General features: G+C 72.7%; 12 protein-coding genes. 5 read left to right on the plus strand and 7 right to left on the minus strand.

The genetic code is table 11. The features are described 5' to 3' along the window. The first annotated feature begins 5 nt into the window (after window positions 1–5). Both Ade02nite_RS22495 and Ade02nite_RS22500 read left to right on the plus strand, forming a co-directional pair. Window positions 6–3,146: an ATP-dependent helicase C-terminal domain-containing protein gene (locus tag Ade02nite_RS22495; protein WP_438870993.1), complete on the plus strand. Its 3,141-nt coding sequence runs from the start codon at window positions 6–8 to the stop codon at window positions 3,144–3,146. Window positions 3,147–3,272: 126 nt separating this feature from the next. Continuing rightward, complete coding sequence (locus Ade02nite_RS22500) at window positions 3,273–3,644, plus strand: hypothetical protein (RefSeq protein WP_203766918.1); 372 nt, start codon at window positions 3,273–3,275, stop codon at window positions 3,642–3,644. 3 nt (window positions 3,645–3,647) lie between these two features. Here Ade02nite_RS22500 and Ade02nite_RS22505 read toward each other — a convergent pair whose 3' ends face one another. The 4 genes from Ade02nite_RS22505 to Ade02nite_RS22520 form a co-directional block, all read right to left on the minus strand. Then, complete coding sequence (locus Ade02nite_RS22505; RefSeq protein ID WP_203766925.1) at window positions 3,648–5,903, minus strand: putative bifunctional diguanylate cyclase/phosphodiesterase; 2,256 nt, start codon at window positions 5,901–5,903, stop codon at window positions 3,648–3,650. A 69-nt stretch (window positions 5,904–5,972) separates the two neighbouring features. Beyond that, on the minus strand, window positions 5,973–6,695 hold the full coding sequence (locus tag Ade02nite_RS22510; protein ID WP_203766927.1) for a PP2C family protein-serine/threonine phosphatase: 723 nt from the start codon (window positions 6,693–6,695) through the stop codon (window positions 5,973–5,975). Between the two features lie 70 nt (window positions 6,696–6,765). Then, a complete protein-coding gene (locus Ade02nite_RS22515; RefSeq protein ID WP_203766929.1) occupies window positions 6,766–7,770 on the minus strand; it encodes a hypothetical protein in 1,005 nt (334 codons plus the stop codon). Next, window positions 7,767–8,879 (minus strand): transporter substrate-binding domain-containing protein, encoded by a 1,113-nt coding sequence (locus Ade02nite_RS22520; RefSeq protein WP_203766936.1) that lies wholly within the window; start codon window positions 8,877–8,879, stop codon window positions 7,767–7,769. The genes Ade02nite_RS22515 and Ade02nite_RS22520 overlap by 4 nt, the downstream gene beginning before the upstream one ends. Before the next feature lie 105 nt (window positions 8,880–8,984). Between Ade02nite_RS22520 and Ade02nite_RS22525 the strand changes: the two genes are divergently transcribed. After that, window positions 8,985–9,632: a hypothetical protein gene (locus tag Ade02nite_RS22525; protein ID WP_203766944.1), complete on the plus strand. Its 648-nt coding sequence runs from the start codon at window positions 8,985–8,987 to the stop codon at window positions 9,630–9,632. Between the two features lie 234 nt (window positions 9,633–9,866). Here the strand turns inward: Ade02nite_RS22525 and treZ are convergent, their stop codons facing one another. Genes treZ through glgX form a run of 3 tightly spaced genes read right to left on the minus strand, consistent with a single transcriptional unit; the run spans window position 9,867 to window position 15,980 of the window. After that, complete coding sequence (treZ, locus tag Ade02nite_RS22530) at window positions 9,867–11,600, minus strand: malto-oligosyltrehalose trehalohydrolase (protein ID WP_203766951.1); 1,734 nt, start codon at window positions 11,598–11,600, stop codon at window positions 9,867–9,869. Next, a complete protein-coding gene (gene treY, locus Ade02nite_RS22535) occupies window positions 11,597–13,867 on the minus strand; it encodes a malto-oligosyltrehalose synthase (RefSeq protein WP_203766959.1) in 2,271 nt (756 codons plus the stop codon). The genes treZ and treY overlap by 4 nt, the downstream gene beginning before the upstream one ends. A 1-nt stretch (window position 13,868) precedes the next feature. Further along, entirely contained in the window at window positions 13,869–15,980 is a 2,112-nt protein-coding gene (gene glgX, locus Ade02nite_RS22540) for a glycogen debranching protein GlgX (protein WP_203766967.1), read from the minus strand. Window positions 15,981–16,201: 221 nt separating this feature from the next. On the opposite strand from glgX, the gene Ade02nite_RS22545 reads away from it, so the two are divergent. Both Ade02nite_RS22545 and Ade02nite_RS22550 read left to right on the plus strand, forming a co-directional pair. Next, entirely contained in the window at window positions 16,202–18,106 is a 1,905-nt protein-coding gene (locus tag Ade02nite_RS22545) for an amylo-alpha-1,6-glucosidase (protein WP_203766969.1), read from the plus strand. After that, window positions 18,103–19,344, plus strand: a complete 1,242-nt coding sequence (locus tag Ade02nite_RS22550; protein ID WP_203766971.1) for a glycosyltransferase family 4 protein — start codon at window positions 18,103–18,105, stop codon at window positions 19,342–19,344. The genes Ade02nite_RS22545 and Ade02nite_RS22550 overlap by 4 nt, the downstream gene beginning before the upstream one ends. The last annotated feature ends 516 nt before the right edge of the window (window positions 19,345–19,860 follow it).

Below are 19,860 nucleotides of genomic sequence, written 5' to 3' on the forward strand. Positions count from 1 at the left end.
GTCGGGTGCTGATCGCCGACGACGCCCTGCCCGACCTTCCGATCCGCCCGGTGCTGCCCCGGGTGCGGGAGGCGCTGGCGGGTGCCGGCGCGGCGGTGCTGGTGGCCCCGCCCGGCACGGGCAAGACGACCCTGGTGCCGCTCGCCCTGGCCGGGGGTGGCGGACGTGTCGTGGTCGCCGAGCCCCGCCGGTTGGCGGCCCGGGCCGCGGCGCGCCGCATGGCCGCGCTCGTGGGCGAGCGCCCCGGCGGCCGGGTGGGTTACACGGTGCGTGGCGACAGACAGGTCTCCAGCCGTACGGAGGTGGAGGTGGTCACCACGGGTGTGCTGGTGCGCCGCCTCCAGCGTGACCCCGAGCTCGCCGGCACGGCGGCGGTGATCCTCGACGAGTGCCACGAGCGCCACCTCGACACCGATCTGGCGCTCGCCTTCCTGATCGAGGTGCGCGCGGCCCTGCGCCCCGACCTGGCGTTGCTGGCCACCTCGGCCACCGCCGACGCGGAGCGGCTCGCCGAGGTGCTCGGCGAGGCCCCGGTGGTCGCCGCCGAGTCGCCGCTGTTCCCGGTCGAGGTGCGCTGGACGCCGCCGGCCGGCCCGATCACGCCGCCGTTGGGCCTGCGAGTCGATCCGCGCCTGCTCGACCACGTGGCGGCGACGACCCACCGGGCGCTGGCGGAGTTCCCGGGAGACGTGCTCGTCTTCCTGCCCGGCGCCCGCGAGATCGACGCGGTCGCCGGCCGGCTGTCCTCGGCCGGGGCCGACGTGATCGCGCTGCACGGGCGCCAGCCCGGCGCGGTGCAGGACGCGGCGCTGCGGGCCGGCCCGCGCCGCAGGGTGGTGCTGGCGACCGCGGTGGCCGAGAGCAGCCTGACGGTGCCCGGCGTGCGGGTCGTGGTCGACGCCGGGCTGAGCCGGGTGCCGCGCATGGATCACGCCCGCGGGCTGGGCGCCCTGGCGACGGTCCCGGTCTCGCGGGCCGCCGCGGCGCAGCGCGCCGGCCGTGCCGGCCGTGAGGCGCCCGGCCGGGTCTACCGCTGCTGGAGCGAGGCACAGCACGACCGGCTGCCCGCGCAGCCCGAGCCCGAGATCGCCGCCGCCGACCTGACGGGCTTCGCGCTCGACCTGGCGCTGTGGGGCCATCCCGGCGGCGAGGGCCTGTCCCTGCCCGACATGCCGCCCGCGGGCGCGCTGCGATCGGCCACCGCCACCCTGCACGACCTGGGAGCCGTGGACGCCGAGGGCCGCATCACGCCGCGCGGCCGCGCCCTGGCCGACGCCGGTCTGCATCCCCGCCTGGCCCGCGCCCTGCTCGACGGCGCTGCCCTGGTCGGTCCGCGCCGAGCCGCCGAGATCGTCGCCCTGCTCGACGACGACCGCGCCGCCACTGACGACCTGGTCGCCGCGTGGCGCCGCGCCCGCAGATCCGCCGACCCGGCGTGGCGCAACGAGGTCCGCCGGCTCACGGCCGCCCTCACCCGCAACCCCTCCGACGACACCATCCCCGACATCACCGACGCGGCGGCGTCCCTTCCCGCACCCGACGGTTGGGACAGTCGCGAGACAAGCGGCATGTCGGAGGTGAGCGATGGGCGTGATGAGCAGCCGGCGGGCGACGGAGCCGCGCCCCATGCTCACGATCGCCCCGAAGACCAGGCGACGGCCGGCGGCGATCACCGCCATGAGCAGGCGGCCGGCGGGCCGGGAGCGGCCGGCGGGCTGGGAGCGGCCGGCGGGCTGGCAGCGGCCGGCGGGCTGGCAGCGGCCGGCGGGCTGGCAGCGGCCGGCGGGCTGGGAGCGGCAGGCGGCGGAAGCGCCGAGGCCGCCGACAGGCCCCCGAGCGCACGGGGCGCCGGAAGTCGCGATGCCGGCCATCATCGCCCCGCTGGGGCCACCGACGGACCGCCAAGCGCACGGGCGGTTACGGGCGACGCAAGCCCCGACGTCGGCCATCATCGCCGCGCCGAGGCCGCTGACAAGCCGCCGAGCCCACGGGGCGCCGGAAGTCGCGATGCCGGCCATCCTCGCCATGGCGAGGACGCTGACAAGCCGCCGAACGCACGGGCGGTCATGGGCGACGCAAGCCCCGACACCGGCCATCACCGCCACGGCGAGGCGGCTGACAGGCCGCGGGGCGCGCGGGTGGTTGCGGGCGGTGGGGGTGCCAGGGGGCTACCTGACGATCTTGCTGCGGGGCTGGTGGTGGGGCTGGCCTATCCGGAGCGGGTGGCGCGGGTGCGGGAGGCGGGTGGACGGGCCTACCTGATGGCCGGCGGGACCGCCGCCGAGCTGGGGCAGGGCAGCGGGCTTGCCGGGGTGTCGTGGCTGGCGGTCGCGGCGGCCGATCGGGCGGCCGGGGCGCGGACGGCGCGGGTGCGGTCGGCCGCGCCGCTCGATGAGGGCACGGCGGTCGAGGTGGCGGGCACGCTGGCCGCCGAGGCGGTCGAGATCGGCTGGGTGGACGGCGATGTGGTGGCCCGCGAGGTTCGGCGGCTCGGCGCGATCGTGCTGGCCGAGAAGCGGCTGGCCGATCCCGATCCGCGGCTGGTGCGGGCGGCGCTCGTCGAGGGGCTGCGCCGCGAAGGGCTCAGCCTGCTCTCGTGGAGCCGCGCGGCGGTCGAGCTGCGGGAGAGGCTGGCCTTCGCCCGTGCGGCGCTGGGTGAGCCGTGGCCCGACGTGTCCGACGAGGCGCTTCTCGCACGCGCCGGCGACTGGCTCGATCTGGGGACTGCCCGGCGCCGGGCCGATCTCGCCAAGGTGGATGTGGCAGCGGGTCTGCGGCGGCTGATGCCCTGGTCGGTGGCGGGCCGCCTGGACGAGGTGGCGCCCGAGCGGCTTCCGGTGCCGAGCGGGTCGCGGGTGCGGGTCGACTACTCCGATCCCGAGTCGCCGGTGCTGGCCGTCAAGGTGCAGGAGGCGTTCGGCTGGCGGGACGCGCCGCGGCTGGCCGACGGGCGGGTTCCGGTCCTGCTGCATCTGCTCTCCCCCGCCAACCGGCCCGTCGCTGTCACGCGTGATCTGGCGTCGTTCTGGGTGCAGGGCTATCCGCAGGTGCGCGCCGAGATGCGCGGCCGCTATCCGCGCCATCCGTGGCCCGAGGACCCGACCACTGCCGAACCGACGCGCCGCGCCAACCCGCGGGCCAGATAGCCGCACCACCCCGCAGGCCAGACAGCCGCACCACCCCGCAAGCCAGAGCCGCACCAACCCGCAAGCCAGAGCCGCACCATCCCGCAAGCCAGAGCCGCACCACCCCGCGGACCAGATAGGAGGGCGATGAGCTTTCTCGTCGAGGTGGAGCACCGTTTCCGGGCGGTGCAGGGGCTGCGCACGCGGGTGCTCACGCAACGGTGGCTGTCGCCCGGTGCGGGGGTGGAGCTTGTGGTGACGGCGGGCGTGGCGTTCGAGGAGGAGCAGCTGACCGAGCGTGGCTGGTTCTTCGACACGGACGCGGCTGCCCTCGCCCTGCGCCGCCGGTGTGCCGCGCTGGAGGCTCGGCCGTGGACGGAGCTGTTCGCGTTCCGGCCGACGTTCGAGCTTGTCGCCCGGCACCTCCACGGCGAGCTGGCCGGTGAGCTGGCGCAGCTGGCCTTCGTCCAGATCCGCGACACGACCTTCGGCGTGACGACGCGGTACAGCCGCGCGTAGCGCTCAGGACAGGCGCGCGGCCGATGACGGGGTGCTGGGCTGGGCCGGGATCGTGGGGCGCTCCAGGCGGTGCAGCGGTCCGGGCTGGCCGAACAGGTAGCCCTGACCCAGCAGGCAGCCGAGGCCGGCCAGGGCGGTGGCCCGGGAGGGGGTTTCGATGCCCTCGGCGACGACCGCTATGTCCAGGCCCTCGCAGATGGTGACCACCGAGCGGCACAGGGCACCCGCCTGGTCGGGGGCGATGTCGACGTCCGTCAGGGTGCTGTCGAGCTTCACGATGTCGACCGGGAGGCTGTGGAGCTGGGCCAGGGCGTTGAAGCCGCTGCCGAAGTCGTCCAGGGCTATCCGGATGCCGTGGGCTCGGAGGCGGGCCGCCACCGCCGCGGCGGCTTTCAGGTCGGCTATGCGGCGGGTCTCGGTGATCTCGACGACCAGGCGGGACGGCGGGACGCCGTGGCGGGTCAGGGCCGCCAGCACCACCTCTTCCAGGCCGGGGCCGAGGCGGGCCGCCGAGACGTTCACGTGCATGTCGACCGGGCGGCCGAAGATGAGCGCCAGCGTGGCCGCGTCGGCGCACGCCTGGTCGAGGACGAAGTCGTCGATCGCCGCGACCAGGCCGGTGCGCTCGGCCACCGAGACGAAGACGTCGGGGTGGACGGGACCCGCCACCGGGGACGTCCAGCGGGCCAGGGCCTCCACCGCCACCGTCGCGCCGTCCGTCAGGCTGACGATCGGCTGGTAGAAGACCTCGAAGCCGGCTCCCCCGGGCTCGCCGGCCAGCGCCTGGGCCAGCAGGTGCGGCAGGTCGGCGTGCGGGCCGCCGTCGCCGGGGCCGGCGTAGCGGGCCATCGTGCCCTTGCCGCGGCGCTTGCTCGCATACATCGCCGCGTCGGCCCGGCGCAGCAGCGCGTCCGCCGTCAGCGGCTCGCCCGGCGCGGGTGCCACCAGGCCGATGCTGGCGCCGACGCCGATGGTGTGGCCGTCGATCACGAACGGCTCGCGCAGCGCCGCCAGGATGCGGTGGCCGGCCGGCTCCGCCTCGGCCGGGCGGTGGTCGAACAGCACCGCGAACTCGTCGCCGCCCAGGCGGGCCACCAGCTCGTCCGGGCCGACGCAGCTTTGCAGGCGGCCGGCGATCGCGTGCAGGACGCGGTCGCCGATCGCGTGGCCGAAGCTGTCGTTGATCAGTTTGAAGTCGTCGAGGTCGGCGAAGAGCACCGCCACCGGCCGGTCACCGGCCCGCGAGAGGCGGTCGTGGAACAGCGCCCGGTTGGCCACCCCGGTCAGTGGGTCGTGGTAGGCCTGGTGGTGCAGTCGCCGCCGGCCCTCGGAGAGCCGGTCGAGCAGCACGGTGTTGTCCACGATGGTGAACATCTGCCGGGCCACCACCAGACCCAGGCCCAGCCAGCCCAGGTACGCCTCGAAGGGCGACAGCGGCTTGCCGGCGCCCGTGTTCACCGCGATCATGACCCCGGTCGCCGTCACCGGGATGTACGGCAGCAGCAGGTGAAGCCAGTCGTGCTCGCCCGCCGACGCCGACGGGTCGCTCTCGACCACGATCGGGCTCAGCGCCGCCATCGCCACCAGCAGCGGGCCCGCCACGTAGCCGGCCGACTCGAGCGGCGACAGCTGCCCGTCCGCGAGGTTGATCAGGCGGAGCGTGTCGGAGACGCCGAAGGCCAGCAACGCCAGCCCACCCCACGCCAGCGGCTGCCGGCCGGCCCGCGAACCGGGCCGGGTCACCAGCAGCAGCACGGCCATGGTCAGCAGGAACAGGTCGGCGACCGGGTACGCGGCCGCGGCCGCGATCTCCGCCGTGCGCTGCCCGTCCCAGTCGAACGGCATGAACGACCAGAGCAGCGCCAGCACCGACCCGGAGATCAGCAGGCTGTCGAGCAGCAGCGCGATCTGGTCGCGGCGCACCGAGGTGGGCACCGGGCGCGGCCGGGTGTACGGCGCGTACAGCAGGGCCACGAGAAGGCAGATGGGCAGCACGAAGAAGTCGATCGCCGGGCCCTGGACAGCCCACAGCAGCCGGGTCACCGCCCAGCCGGCCAGGCCCAGCCCGGCGAAGAGCCGCCACCGTCGGTGCATGCCCGTACGGCCACGGGCCGTAGCGAGGCACACCGCGGCCGCGGCCGCTCCCACGACCGCCTGCACGCTGTCCTCGTAGAGCCGCCACCCCGGCGGCCCGGCGATTTCTCCGACCGCGACGGCACCGAGGACGAGCGCCAGCGTGACGAGAAGTCGCGCCGTCATCATCACCACCCGATACGAGCCGCGGGCCCCCTGATCCGCGACCGGAGTAAGGTACCGCAGTCGTGACGGTCAGTCGCCGGCTGTCAGATCGGCGACAATCACCGTGACGTTGTCGGGACCTCCGCCGCGCAGCGCCAGGTCGAGCAGCCGCTCGCAGCACGACTTCGGATCCTCGGCCGCCAGCATCTCCTGCTCGATCGTCTCGTTGGAGACCACCGCGGTGAGGCCGTCGCTGCACAGCAGCCAGCGGTCGCCCGGCTCGGGCTCGACGATCACGTAGGACGGGCTGACCGGCTCGCCCTGCAGCACCCGGGTCACCACCGAGCGCCGCGGGTGACCGGCCGCCTCCTCGGGCCGGATGAGGCCCTGGTCGACCAGCATCTGGACGTATGTGTCGTCCTTGGTCAGCTGGTTGAGCCGGCCCTCGCGCAGCAGGTAGGCCCGGGAGTCGCCGACGTGGGCCATGGCGGCCCGGGTGCCCGAGAAGATGACAGCGGTCAGCGTGGTGCCCATGCCCTGCAACGAGCTGTCGGCCTCGACCACCTCGGCGATCCGGCCGTTGGCGACCTCGAGCGCGCGGTGCAGCGCGTCCATCTGGTGGTCGTCCTCGATCGGGACGTCGAGCGGGCTCATCGCCTCGATGGCGATCCGGCTGGCGAGGTCGCCGGCCGCCATGCCGCCCATGCCGTCGGCCACGACGAGGAGCCGGTCACCGGCGTAGTAACAGTCCTCGTTGTTGCTCCGGACATGTCCTTGATCGGTGACGGCCGCCCACCGCAGGTGCAAGGTCATGGCGTGCAGCTTCCCAGATCATCGCAACCGTGTCTGCACGTGGTCGGCGGCATGTCGCCCGAAAACGCACCTAGCTGGGATTCAAGGGTCTGCCGAGACATCTCGGGTCTACTTCCGTGACGCGGCGTGTGGGGGCGATCCACGATAGCGCGGATGCGGAGAGGGGCCATCCCCGCACTGCCACGCTGCTCTCCGGCGGGCGTACCGGCTCGGGGCAGAGCGTCTTGGAGCGCACCTGGTCGTTGGGGATGAACGTGACCTCGCCGCCGGGCCGGAGCACGGTGGTGGAGGTGTCGTCGACGGTGATGAGCTGGCCGCGCACGATGTGCGCCTCGCCGCCGGGCGGGCCGACCTCGACGGCGCTGTTGGGCAGCACCGGGGCACGCAGGAAGACGATGCCGATGAGCAGGGGCGCGACGAGCGCGGCGCCGACCGCCGGCCAGTGGGTGACGAGCCGCGCCGCCGGTGGGGGGACCGGGCCGGTGAGCAGCGGGCCGAGCAGCGGCGGCACGCCGAGCAGGATCGCCGTCGACATCTCGCCGGTGCGCAGCGCCACGACGATGCCCGGCCAGACGAAGGCGAGCACCATCGCGCCGACGAGGATCGGCACGCCCAGGGTGATCCACAGCATCAGCGGGCGCACGCCGCGGAAGCGTTGCGCCGCGGTGAGGCCGAGGATCGCGACGAGCAGCATGCAGAGCGTGGGCAGCAGGCGCAGCTGCCACGTGAAGGCGGCCAGCATCGCGGCGAGCAGCACGACCCAGTCGGGCATGCGCAGCGCGGTGACCGCGAGCAGCGAGCGGCCGGTGTCGTCGGGCCGGCTCACCAGCAGGATGCCGCCGAGCAGGCGCAGCACCAGGATGACCGCGGGGATCGTCCAGATCAGCGTGATGATCAGGGCGCTGATCATGCCGAGCGGGCTGATGTACTGCACCAGCAGCAGCATGGTCGGCAGGTCCTGCCGGCTCAGGTACCACAACCGCAGGACGAGCAGCACCAGCGGGAACGCGGGCAGGACGGTGAGCAGCCAGTTGAGCTGGGCCCGGCGGCGGCGTGGGACGAAGGTGGCGGTCATCCGAAGACGTCCTCCCACGGCAGCTCGCGGATGGGCGGGCGGGTGACCCGGGGCTGCTGGGCGACGGCGATCGGGGTGGTCTTGTTGGCGGCCGACTCGGACTGGAGGTTGCGCTGGTAGGCGGCCTCCCACCGGTCGTCGGCCGGGTCGGCGTAGGAGCGGTAGAGGGTCAGGTCGACGAGCTTCTTCAGGGCCAGGTTGTCGCCGACGTTCACCCCGTACGCCTCGGTCTTCTCCACGCCGAGGTCCCAGTGGTCGAACTCGCCGGGGGACTGGGCCTTGAAGCCGGCGAGGATGGCCGCGTCGGTGGAGACCGCGTCGACGTCGCCGTTGCGCAGGTCGGCGATGCACTCGCGCATGCGGTTGCGGCTGATCACGTCGATCTTCGCGGGGTCGAACGTCTTGACGCTCGTCGCGGTGGAGAGCGAGCAGACCCGGTCGCCCCAGAGGTCGCGCACGGTGGAGACCGGGCGGTGCTTTGCCTTGGTCAGCGTGAGCACGGACTGCTCGGTGAACAGATAGGGCTGCGAGAACGTCACGCCGGGCGCCGCCTCGCGCTCGGCGGTGATGCTGAAGCTGGCGACGACCATCTTGACCGGCACCCGTTTGCCGGACAGGTCGACGGCCTGCATGCGGAGCCGGTCCTCGCTCTCCATGCCGTAGAAGCGCACGTCGTCGCGGCGGAAGCCCAGGTCCTCCGCGATCATGTAGGCGATGTCGATGTCGAAGCCGCTCCAGACGCCGTTCTTGTCGCGGAGGGCCACCCCCGGCTGGTCGTCCTTGACGCCGATCGGCAGCACGGTCCAGGAGTCCACCCCGGACTCGGCGCGCAGCTCGGCGACCGACGGCGGCCCGCCCACGAAGACGCGCACCATGGCCAGGGCCACGGCGAGCACGAGCGCGAGACCCAGCGCGGCGAGCCGGAACATCGCCAGGTTGAACCGGGGCGGCGGGTCGACGAGCGGTTCGGGCTCGGGCGGCGGCAGCTGCCGATCGGCGGCCTCGCGCTCCGCGACGTCCTGCACCGCGATGTCCTCGGCGCTCCCGTCGGGCCCCGGCGGCATCCGCCGGCGCAGCGGCCACGCGAACCGGCTCGGCGTCTCCGGCATCCGCCACCTCCCCCATCCATGGCGGCCCCATCGTGACGCACGAATGCTACGGGCAGGAATCTTGGCGGGTGATTCACCCGGGCCACGCGGGGTAGTGCAGGCGGCATGAGGATCCCCCGCTCGCTGGTGCTCGCCGCCGTCGCCGCTCTGGGGGTCCGCGTCGTCAAGTCGCGGCGCCAGCGCTTCCTGCATCCCCGGGGCCGGGTGTACGAGGGCGAGCTCCACGTCTGGGGCGGGGACTGCGGCGCCGCGCTGCTCGACCGGCCGGGCCGCCACCCGGTCACCGTGCGGATCTCGAAGGGTCTCGGTGTCGAGGGCGACCGGCCCGACGTGCGCGGCGTCGCCCTGCGGGTGCACGGTGACGAGCCGATCGACCTGTTGCTCTCGACCTGCGGCAAAGGCCGCTTCACGCGTCATCTGCCGGTGCCCCGCCGCGGATACGAGACCTTCTACGGCTCGATCCTCGCCTACCGCACCGGCGACGGCCGCAAGGTCTACCTCGGAGCGACGCTGTCCGGGGACACGATCACGCTCGACGTCGACGGTCACCCGGTCGGACAGGCCGTCATGGGCACGGAGGTGGGCGATTCCGTGGTGTTCGACCCGATCCGGCACACCGCCGAGGACCTGCACCCGACCGGCACGATCCACGGCGCCCGCGGCCTCGCCTACCCGCTGAGCCAGTGGTGGCGCGGCGTGCGCCGGACGGCTCCCTCGGCCACCGGGACGGCGCGCGCGATTTCGCATCGATAATTCGCGGTGCCGCTGTTTACCGATCTTCCGCACGGGAATCCGGGCCGCCAAGGAAGCCCTGGACGACAACCGGATCGCGTCCGTGCCCCCATGGATGCTGCTGTCCCGTCGACCGGTTGATCGGTGCTTCCGCGCACCCGGACGGTCGTCAGCTCCGCCCCGGGGATCCGAGGTTCCGGCGCCTCGGCCTCCCGGACGAGCCGTAGAGCACGACCGTCCGGGATGCCGAAAAGGTCAGCGGAACGCGACCACGACGGCGCTCTCGGCCGGCAGCTCGACCCGGTCGCGCTGGAGCACCACGCCCTCGGACGACGCCAGCAGCACCTTGCGCGGCGTGTCGCGCAGGCTGACCGTCTGGGGCGCCGGGGCGAGGTTCACCGCGACCGCGCAGGTGCCGCGCTTCATCACCAGGTGGTGGTCGCCGTGCCAGACCTCCACCTGGTCGAGGCGCGGGTCGGACAGGTCGGTGCGGCCGCGCCGCAGCGCGATCAGCTTGCGGTAGTAGTCGAGGATCTCGGCGTGGCCGGGCTTGCCGACCTCGTCCCAGTCGAGCTTGGACCGCTGGAACGTCGCCGGGTCCTGCGGGTCGGGCACCTCCGCCTCGGCCCAGCCGTGCGCGGCGAACTCCCGGCGCCGGCCGGTCTGCACCGCGGCCGCCAGCTCGGGCTCCGGGTGGCTGGTGAAGAACTGCCACGGGCTGCTGGCGGCCCACTCCTCGCCCATGAACAGCATCGGGGTGAACGGCGAGGTGAGCAGCAGCGTCGCGCCGATCTTGAGCAGGCCGGGCGAGAGCGAGGCCGAGATGCGGTCGCCGACCGCCCGGTTGCCGATCTGGTCGTGATTTTGCAGGTACGTGACGAAGCGGTGCCCCGGGATCAGGGCCCGGTTGACCGGGCGCCCATGGTGGCGCTGCCGGAAGCTCGACCACGTGTTGGCGTGGAAGAACGCCCCTTCGAGCACGGTCTGGAGGCAGTCGAGCGAGCCGAAGTCGGCGTAGTAGCCCTGCCGCTCGCCGGTGAGCAGTGTGTGCAGCGCGTGGTGCACGTCGTCGGCCCACTGGCCCTGCAGGCCGAAGCCGCCGGCCTCGCGCGGCGTGATCAGCTTGGCGTCGTTGAGGTCGGACTCGGCGATCAGCGACAGCGGCCTGTTGAGGTGGGTCGAGAGCGACTCGACCTCGACCGCCAGCTGCTCCAGCAGGTTGATCGCGGAGTGGTCGACGAGCGCGTGCACGGCGTCGAGCCGCAGCGCGTCGACGTGGTAGTCGCGCAGCCACATCAGGGCGCTGTCGACGATGTACTCGCGCACCTCGTCGGCGTGCGGCCCGTCGAGGTTGACCGAGGCGCCCCACGGGTTGGAGCCCGAGGTGCTGAGGTAGGGCGCGAACATCGGCGCGTACGCCCCGGAGGGGCCGAAGTGGTTGTAGACCACGTCGAGGACCACGCCGAGCCCGCGGTGGTGCGCCGCGTCGACGAAGCGCTTGAGCCCGTCGGGGCCGCCGTAGACCTCGTGCGGCGCGTACCAGCAGACGCCGTCGTAGCCCCAGTTGTACTCGCCGTTGAACGAGTTGACCGGCAGCAGCTCGACCATGTCGACGCCGAGCTCGACGAGGTGGTCGAGCCGCTCGATCGCCGCGTCGAAGGTGCCCTGCGGCGTGAACGTGCCGACGTGCAGCTCGTAGAGGATCGAGCCGGGCAGCTGGCGACCCGTCCACGCCTGGTCGGTCCACGAGAAGGCCCCGTGGTCGTAGACCCGGCTGGCCGCGTGCACGCCGTGGGGCTGCCACGCCGAGCGCGGGTCGGGCAGCGGATTGTCCGCGCCGGGCAGCACGTACGCGTAGTCGGTGCCCGGCCCGGCGGAGGGCACGTCGAGGCGCCACCACCCGTCGTCGCCGCGCTCCATGTCGAGAACGTCCTCACCGATACGCAGCCGGACAGTCTTCTCCGGTGCCCACACCTCGAACAGCGTCATGACTCTTTCACCAGCAAAGCGACGGGATAGGTACGCAGCAGCTCGGCAACCGACAGCTTGTTCCCGCCGTAGCTCGTGTTCGTGAATACTTCCAGCCAGCTGTGACCATCGAGTGACAAGGTGGTGTCACCCCAGCCGCCGTGACGTGACAACCCCACGGGCAGCCGGGTGGCGACGGTCACCACGCCGCCGCGGTCGAAGGCGAGGGCGTGCTCGCCGACCCGCCCCTCGGCGAAGGCCGGCCGGTAGCCGGCGAACAGCTCCGGCCGCTGCCGGCGCAACCGCAGCGTGCGGCTGGTGACCAGCAGCTTCGCCGCGCCCGTCTCGTCGACCGGCGGCAGCCATCCGTCGTCGATGCGCGCGAGCAGCTCGCGCCGCCGGGCGAAGTCGACCGGGCGGCGGTTGTCCGGGTCGACCAGCGAGTGGTCCCACAGCTCGGTGCCCTGGTAGACGTCGGGCACGCCCGGCATGGTGAGCTGCACCAGCTTCTGGCCGAGCGCGTTGGACCAGCCGGGCGGCGTGATCGACGCGGCGAAGTCGGTGATCTCGCGGTGCAGCGCCGGGTCGTCGTACATCTTGTCGACCATCTCGCGCAGCTGCGCCTCGAAGGCCTCGTCGGGGTGCTGCCACGTCGTGCCCGTCGCGGCCTCGCGGGCCGCCTTCAGGGCGTACGCCTGCAAGCGCTCCCGCGAGATCGGCCACGCACCCACCGCGGCCTGCCAGACGAGATGGGCCAGGGCGGGATCGGCGAGCGGGGCGACCCGGACCCAGCGGCGGACCACCTCGGTCCAGTCCCCCGGCACCTCGGAGAGCACGGCCAGGCGGGCCCGCACGTCCTCGCTGCGCTTGGTGTCATGGGTGGACAGCGTGGTCATCGACGCCGGCCAGGCGCGGCGGCGCTCGTCGCTCGCCTCGTGGAACTCGTCGGGGCTGACGCCGAACTTCGCCGGGTCGTTGCCGACCTCGTTGCGCGCGGTGAACCGGGTCCAGCGGTAGAACGCGGTGTCCTCGACGCCCTTGGCCATGACCGCGCCGGTGAACTGCTGGAACCGGACGGCGAGCTCGTCGGACGGGTTGCGCAGCCGCGCGGTGAGCTGGTCGAGCACCGGGATGAGCTGGGGGCGCCGCCGGCCCGCCTCGGCGCGCGCCTTGGCGAGGTGCCGCGACCCGTACGGCAGGTAGGAACGATAGACGGGGAAGCAGGCGGCGAGCTCGGCGAGGGCCCGCGGCGCGGCCTCGATCTCGGGGACGAGCCGGGCCATGCGGGCCAGCTCGGCGGCGAGCAGCGTGGTGGCGACCTTGTGCTTGGTCTCGTGCACCATGTCCTGCCACGACGTCTCGCTGCCGGTCAGGTGGTGGTCGAGGGTGTCGAAGAACGCCTCGGTGCCGGTGTCGACGAAGACCCCGCCGACCTCGGCGAGCGCGTCGTACCCGGTGGTGCCGTCGACCGGCCACTCGGGCAGCTCCTCGCCGGGTTCGAGGATCTTCTCGACCACGAGCCAGGCGCCGGGGGCGGCCTCGTGCAGGCGCTCGAGGTACTCCCCCGGGTCGCGCAGGCCGTCGGGGTGGTCGACCCGGATGCCGTCGACGATGCCCTCGCGGTGCCAGCGCAGGATCTCGGCGTGGGTGGCCTCGAAGACGCGCGGGTCCTCGACCCGCAGGCCGGCCAGGTCGACGATGGCGAAGAACCGGCGGTAGTTGAGCTCGGCGTCGCCGCGGGTCCAGTTGACCAGCTCGTAGTGCTGGCGGTCGTGCACCTCGCGCGGGGTGCCCTCGCCCGTGCCCTCGGCGATCGGGAAGCGCTTGTCGTAGTAGCGCAGCTCGCCGTCCTCGACCCGCAGCTCGTCGAGCGCGTGGGGGTCGTCCGCGAGCACGGGGATCAGCAGCCGCCCGCGCGACCAGTCGATGTCGTAGAAGTCGGCGAACTCGGACTCGCGCCCGCGCAGCAGGACGTCCCACCACGTGGGGTTGGCGTGCGGCACGGCCACCCCGGCGTGGTTGGGCACGATGTCGACCACGAGGCCGAGGCCGGCGTTCTTCAGAGCCTGGGACAGGTTTCGCAGTCCGTCCCAGCCGCCGAGCGCCGGATTCACCTGGGAGTGGTCGACCACGTCGTAGCCGTGTTCGGAACCGGGAGTCGAGGTCAGCAGCGGAGCGGTGTAGAGGTGTGACACGCCGAGATCGGCGAGATAGTCGGCTAGCTCGGCGGTCGCGGCCAGCGGGAACTCTGGGCGGACCTGGACTCGGTAGGTTCCGGAAGGGGGCAATTTAGACCGTCCTGTCCAGCACGATGAGGGACCTGTCGGGCACCCAGATCTTGCTGCCGGCCTCGACGACCGACGGGCGATCCGGGGACGGCTCGGCCGTCTCGATGACCTTTTCCCACTTCTCGCCGTACTCAGCCGGCGGAGTGGCGAACTCGATGGGCGCGTCGTGCGCGTTGAAGAAGAGCAGGAACGAGCTGTCCACGTGCCGCTGGCCGTACTGGCCACGCTCGCGGATGCCCTCGCCGTTGACGAACAGCGCCACCGCCCGGCCGAAGTCGTTGCCCCAGTCGTCGCCGGCCATCTGCCGGCCGTCCGGGGTGAACCACTCCAGGTCGGGCAGCGGATCGCCGCCGCCGCGCGCGGTCACCGGCAGGCCGGTGAAGAAGCGGCGGCGCTGGAACACCTGGTGCCGGTGGCGGAAGGCGGTGAGCTTGCGGGTGAACTCGAGCAGCTGCTCGTCGGCGTTCGCCCAGTCGATCCAGGAGAGCTCGTTGTCCTGGCAGTACGCGTTGTTGTTGCCCTGCTGGGTCCGGCCCAGCTCGTCGCCGTGCGAGATCATCGGCACGCCCTGGCTGAGCATCAGCGTGGCCAGGAAGTTGCGCCGCTGCTTGGCCCGCAGCGACAGCACTGCCTTGTCGTCGGTCGGCCCCTCGACGCCGCAGTTCCACGACCGGTTGTGGCTCTCGCCGTCGCGGTTCTCCTCACCGTTCGCCTCGTTGTGCTTGTCGTTGTACGAGACCAGGTCGTTGAGCGTGAAGCCGTCGTGCGCGGTGACGAAGTTGATCGAGTGGAAGGGCTTGCGGCCGTCGTCCTGGTAGAGGTCGGCCGAGCCGGTGATGCGGGACGCGAACTCGGCCAGCGTGGCCGGCTCACCGCGCCAGAAGTCGCGGACCGTGTCGCGGTACTTGCCGTTCCACTCCGTCCAGTTCGGCGGGAAGTTGCCGACCTGGTAGCCGCCCGGGCCGACGTCCCACGGCTCGGCGATCAGCTTCACCTGGCCCACCACCGGGTCCTGCTGCACGACCTCGAAGAAGGTGGAGAGCCGGTCGACGTCGTAGAACTCGCGGGCCAGCGTCGACGCGAGGTCGAAGCGGAAGCCGTCGACGTGCATCTCGGTCACCCAGTAGCGCAGCGAATCCATGATCAGCTGGAGGCTCTGCGGACTGCGCACGTTGAGGCTGTTACCCGTGCCGGTGTAATCCATGTAGAACTGCGGCTGATCGTCCACCAGCCGGTAATAGGTACGGTTGTCGATGCCCTTGAGCGACAGCGTCGGCCCCAGGTGGTTGCCCTCGGCAGTGTGGTTGTAGACGACGTCGAGGATCACCTCCATGCCCGCCTTGTGCAGGGCCTTGACCATCCCCCGGAACTCCTGCGTCTGCTGGCCGAGGGTGCCGGTCGACGAATAGCCGTGGTACGGCGCGAAGAAGCCGAGCGTGTTGTAGCCCCAGTAGTTGCGCAGGCCCAGGTCGTCCAGCCGGTTGTCGTGCACGAACTGGTGCACCGGCATGAGCTCGACGGCCGTCACGCCCAGGCTCTTGAGGTGCTCGATGATCGCCGGGTGCCCGATCGCGGAGTAGCTGCCGCGCATGTCCTTGGGCACCTCGGGATGCCGCTCGGTGAGGCCCTTGACGTGGGTCTCGTAGATCACCGAGTGGTGGTACGGGATGTCCGGGCGGCGGTCGTTGCCCCAGTCGAAGTACGGGTTCACCACGACGCCCTTGGACATGTACGGCGCGGAGTCGAGGTCCGACATCTGGTCGGGGTTCTCGAAGTCGTACGCGTAGAGCGACGGGTGCCACTCGATGTCCGCGTCCACGGCCCGCGCGTACGGGTCGAGCAGCAGCTTGTGCGGGTTGTACCGCAGGCCGCGCGACGGGTCGTACGGTCCGTACATGCGGTAGCCGTACCGCTGACCGGGCTCGACGCCCGGAAGGTACGCGTGCCAGACGAACGCGTCCTGCTCGTGCAGCTGGACCTTGCGCTCGTTCCCGGACGGGTCGAACAGACACAGCTCGACCGCCTCGGCCCCCTCGGCGAAGATCGCGAAGTTCGTGCCCGTCCCGTCGTACGTGGCACCCAGCGGGTACCGGTGACCAGGCCAAACCTGCATTTCGTGCTCCCACCCCTCGACCGTCGGTGCGCTGCGACCACAGCTGATGGCCCCGGCGGCGGGGCCTGTTTGCCCCGATATCCGGAGACGTAATCATCTGAGGTCACGTCAGCGCCATTCTCGCCGATGGCCGACATGGCGTCTGCGCGACGGCCCGGTTACCCGCCGGATAGGTACGCGCCGGAGGGTTTGCCGTCGGCGAAACTGAGCATAGATGCGGCGTGCCGATCATTTTCGGACCGCACGGCTGCGGTTCCTCCACCCGGGAGTGGCTCGTCACGGACGGCACGGGTGGGTTCGCCACCGGCACCGTTCCGGGCCTGCGCACCCGCCGTTACCACTCGATTCTCACCGTGACCGACCCCGGCACCGCCACCCGGCACACCGCTCTGGCCTCTCTCGACCTCACCGTCACGCTGCCGTCGGGCGCCAAGGTCGCGCTGCACACCCACGAATGGGCGTCCGGCGCCGTCGCGCCCCACGGCGACCTCTACCTGGAGACGTTCGCCCTGCTGGATGGCGTGCCGAGGTGGCGGTGGCGGATCGGCGACGTGGTGATCGAGCGCGAGCTGGCGATGCGGCACGGGCACCCCTCGGTGGGCGTGACCCATCGTGTGATCTCCGCCTCAGGGCCGGTCGGGCTGGCGGTCGCGGCGATGTGCACGTGGCGCGACGCGCACGGCGAACGGCACGCCGCGGGGCCCGCGCTGCGCACCGAGCAGACCGCCGACGGCGTGATCGTCGAGCGGGCGTACCGGATCGCCGGTCCCGGCTGGCAACCCGGCGGCGAATGGCACCTCGGGGCTTACGCGCGCGAGGAGGCCGCCCGCGGCCTGCCCGCCGTCGAGGACCTGTGGCACGTGGGCACGTACTTCCAGCGGCTGAACCCCGGCGAGAGCATGGAGATCTCGGCCTGGGCCGGCGACCTGGGCCTGCGGCCGCCGCCGGCCTCCGCGGTGGTGCTCGACGCGCGGGCCCGCGCTCGGGAGCTGGTGACGAGGGCCAAGGCGGACGAGACGCTGCTGCTCGCCGCCGACCAGTTCGTCGTCCGGACGCCCGACGGGCCCGACGTGGTGGCCGGCTATCCGTGGTTCGGCAGCTACCTCGGCGACACGATGACCGCGTACGAGGGGCTGTTCCTCGACACCGGCCGCGCCGACGAGGGCCGGGAGTTGCTGCTCGCCCGTACGGCCAAGGCCTCGGGGGTGTGGGCCGAACCGGACGGGCCGTGGGCGCCGCGGGACTCGCCGGACGCGCCGCTCTGGCTCGTGCACGCCGTCGACCGGCACGTGCGCCGCACCGGCGACAGCGACCTCGCCGCCGAGCTGATCGAACCCCTCGGCCGCCTGCTGGCCCAGCGCCTCGGCGGGGGCGGCCCGCTCGACCTCGACCCCGGCGACGGGCTGCTGCGGCTCGGGCACGCCGGCAGCTGGATGAACGGCTTCACCGAGGACGGCCCGGTCACCCCGCGCATCGGCAAGCCCGTGGAGATCAACGCGCTCTGGGTGAACGCGCTCGCGGCCATGGCCGGCCTGCACGTCGAGGCGGGCCTCGACGACTCCTCGCTGCGGGACCGGCACGCCCGTGCCCGGGAGTCGTTCCTGGCCCGCTTCCCGGCACCGGAGGGCTGGCTGTACGACGTGATCGAGGGCCCGCCGTCCGCGTACCCCCTAGGCGCCGGCAGCCACCACGACGACCCGACCCTGCGGCCCAACCAGCTGCTCGCCTGGTCGCTGCCGCACGCGCCGATGCGCGGGCTGCCCGCCCTGGAGGCGCTGCGGCACATCGGCGCGTCCCTGCTCACGCCGCTGGGGCTGCGCACGCTCGCGCCGACCGAATACGGCTACCAGGGCACCCACCGCGGCGACCGCGACGAGCGCGACATCGCCTACCACCAGGGCACCGTCTGGCCGTGGCTGATCGGGCCGTACGCCGACGCGTGCGCCGCCGCGGGCCTGCCCACCGACGGCCTGCTCACCGGCCTGCGCGCCCACCTCACCGAGTGGGGCGCCGGTTCGGTGAGCGAGACCGCCGACGGCGACCCACCGCACCGGGCCACGGGCAGCCCGTTCTCCGCCCGATCCGTGGCCGAGCTCCTCCGCGCCGAACAGAGGTACGAACCATGACCAGCATCCTGATGCTCTCCTGGGAATACCCGCCGCTGCTGGTGGGCGGCCTGGGACGGCACGTGCACGCGCTCGCCACCACCCTGGCGGCGGCCGGCCACGAGGTCACGGTGGTCACCCGGCACACGCCGGGCACGCTCCGGGAGGAGTACGCGGAGGGCGTACGGATCATCCGCGCCCCCGACGACGCGCCCCGCTTCGAGGTGCGCGACGGCGACATGCTGGCCTGGGCGATGGCGTTCAACCACACCCTGACCCGGGCGGCGCTGCGGGCGGCGCGCACCGGTTCCTACGACGTGGTGCACGCGCACGACTGGCTGGTGGCGCACGCCGCGGTGACCGTCCGCGACCACCTGGACATCCCGCTGGTGGCGACCATCCACGCCACCGAGTCGGGCCGTCACCAGGGCTGGCTGCCGCACGCGCACAACCGCACGATCGACGACATCGAGCGCTGGCTGTCCCAGGAGGCGGTCCGCACGATCGTCTGCTCCGACTACATGCGGGCCGAGGTCTCGCGCCTGTTCGCCGTGCCGTCCGACCGCATCGACGTCGTCTACAACGGCGTCGACGAGCTGCGCTGGTACGCCCGCCCGCGGGCGGTGGCCGCGGCCCGCCGCCGCTACGCGGGCCCGTCCGGCCCGCTGGTGAGCTTCGCGGGCCGGCTGGTGTACGAGAAAGGTGTGCAGCACCTGCTGGCCGCGGTCCCGTCCCTGCGCGAACGCCACCCCGGCCTGCGGGTGGTCATAGCGGGCGACGGCCCCTACCGCGCCGACCTGGAGGCGCTGGCCACCGAGGGCGTGACGTTCGCGGGCTTCCTGACCGGCCACCACTTGACGGCCCTGATGGGCGCCTCGGACTGCTACGTGGTCCCGAGCATCTACGAGCCCTTCGGCATGGTCGCCCTGGAGGCGGCGGCGGCCGGCACCCCCATCGCGGTAGCCGACACAGGAGGCCTCGCCGAAATCGTCGACGACGGCGAGACGGGCGTGAAGTTCACCCCCGCCGACCCCCACGCCCTCACCGAAGCGGTCGACAAGGTCCTCCGCGACCGCGACCTGGCAAGGCGCCTGGCCCGCCGAGCCCGCCGCCGAGTCCGCGACGACTTCGCCTGGCCCGGCATCGCCGCGGCAACCGTCGACACCTACGACCGGGCCCGCACCCACGACGCCGGCCGCGTGACCCGAGAGGCCGAGAACGTCCTGGCCCGCCTGACCCCGTCAGCCCTCCCCGACTGAGCCGGCCGAGCCGCCGCTCACCGACCCCGTCCGGTGAGCGGCGCCCCCTGCCGGAAACACACCATCACGCCCACGGACGGCGCGCTTGACCTCGTGACCGCGAATACCATTCCGCGATTTCGGACGTTTCACCGCCTTCCTCGGCCGGCGATTCCGTGGTCGTGGCCTCAGCCCGGCCTACGGTATCGACAAATGCACGTTGCCTTTTGCTTTCCGGCGGCAATTGTCTGCACACCGATTCACTTTCACCGCCTTTCACCCCGAACCGGCACCGCCTTTCACCCCGAACCGTCACCGTCTTTCACCCCGAACCGGCACCGTCTTTCACCCCGAACTGGCGCCATCTTCGCACCGCCGGTTCGACCCGGCTCGGGTCAGCATCCGGCCTCAATCTGCCCGTGACTTACCGACCCGGCGACGGCTCCCGACCGCCCGGCACCGCAGCGCACCGCCCGGCACCGCAGCGCACCGCCCGGCACCGCAGCGCACCGCCCGGCACCGCAGCGCACCGCCCGG

This window comes from Paractinoplanes deccanensis (assembly GCF_016862115.1).
Classification (GTDB): Bacteria; Actinomycetota; Actinomycetes; order Mycobacteriales; family Micromonosporaceae; genus Actinoplanes; species Actinoplanes deccanensis.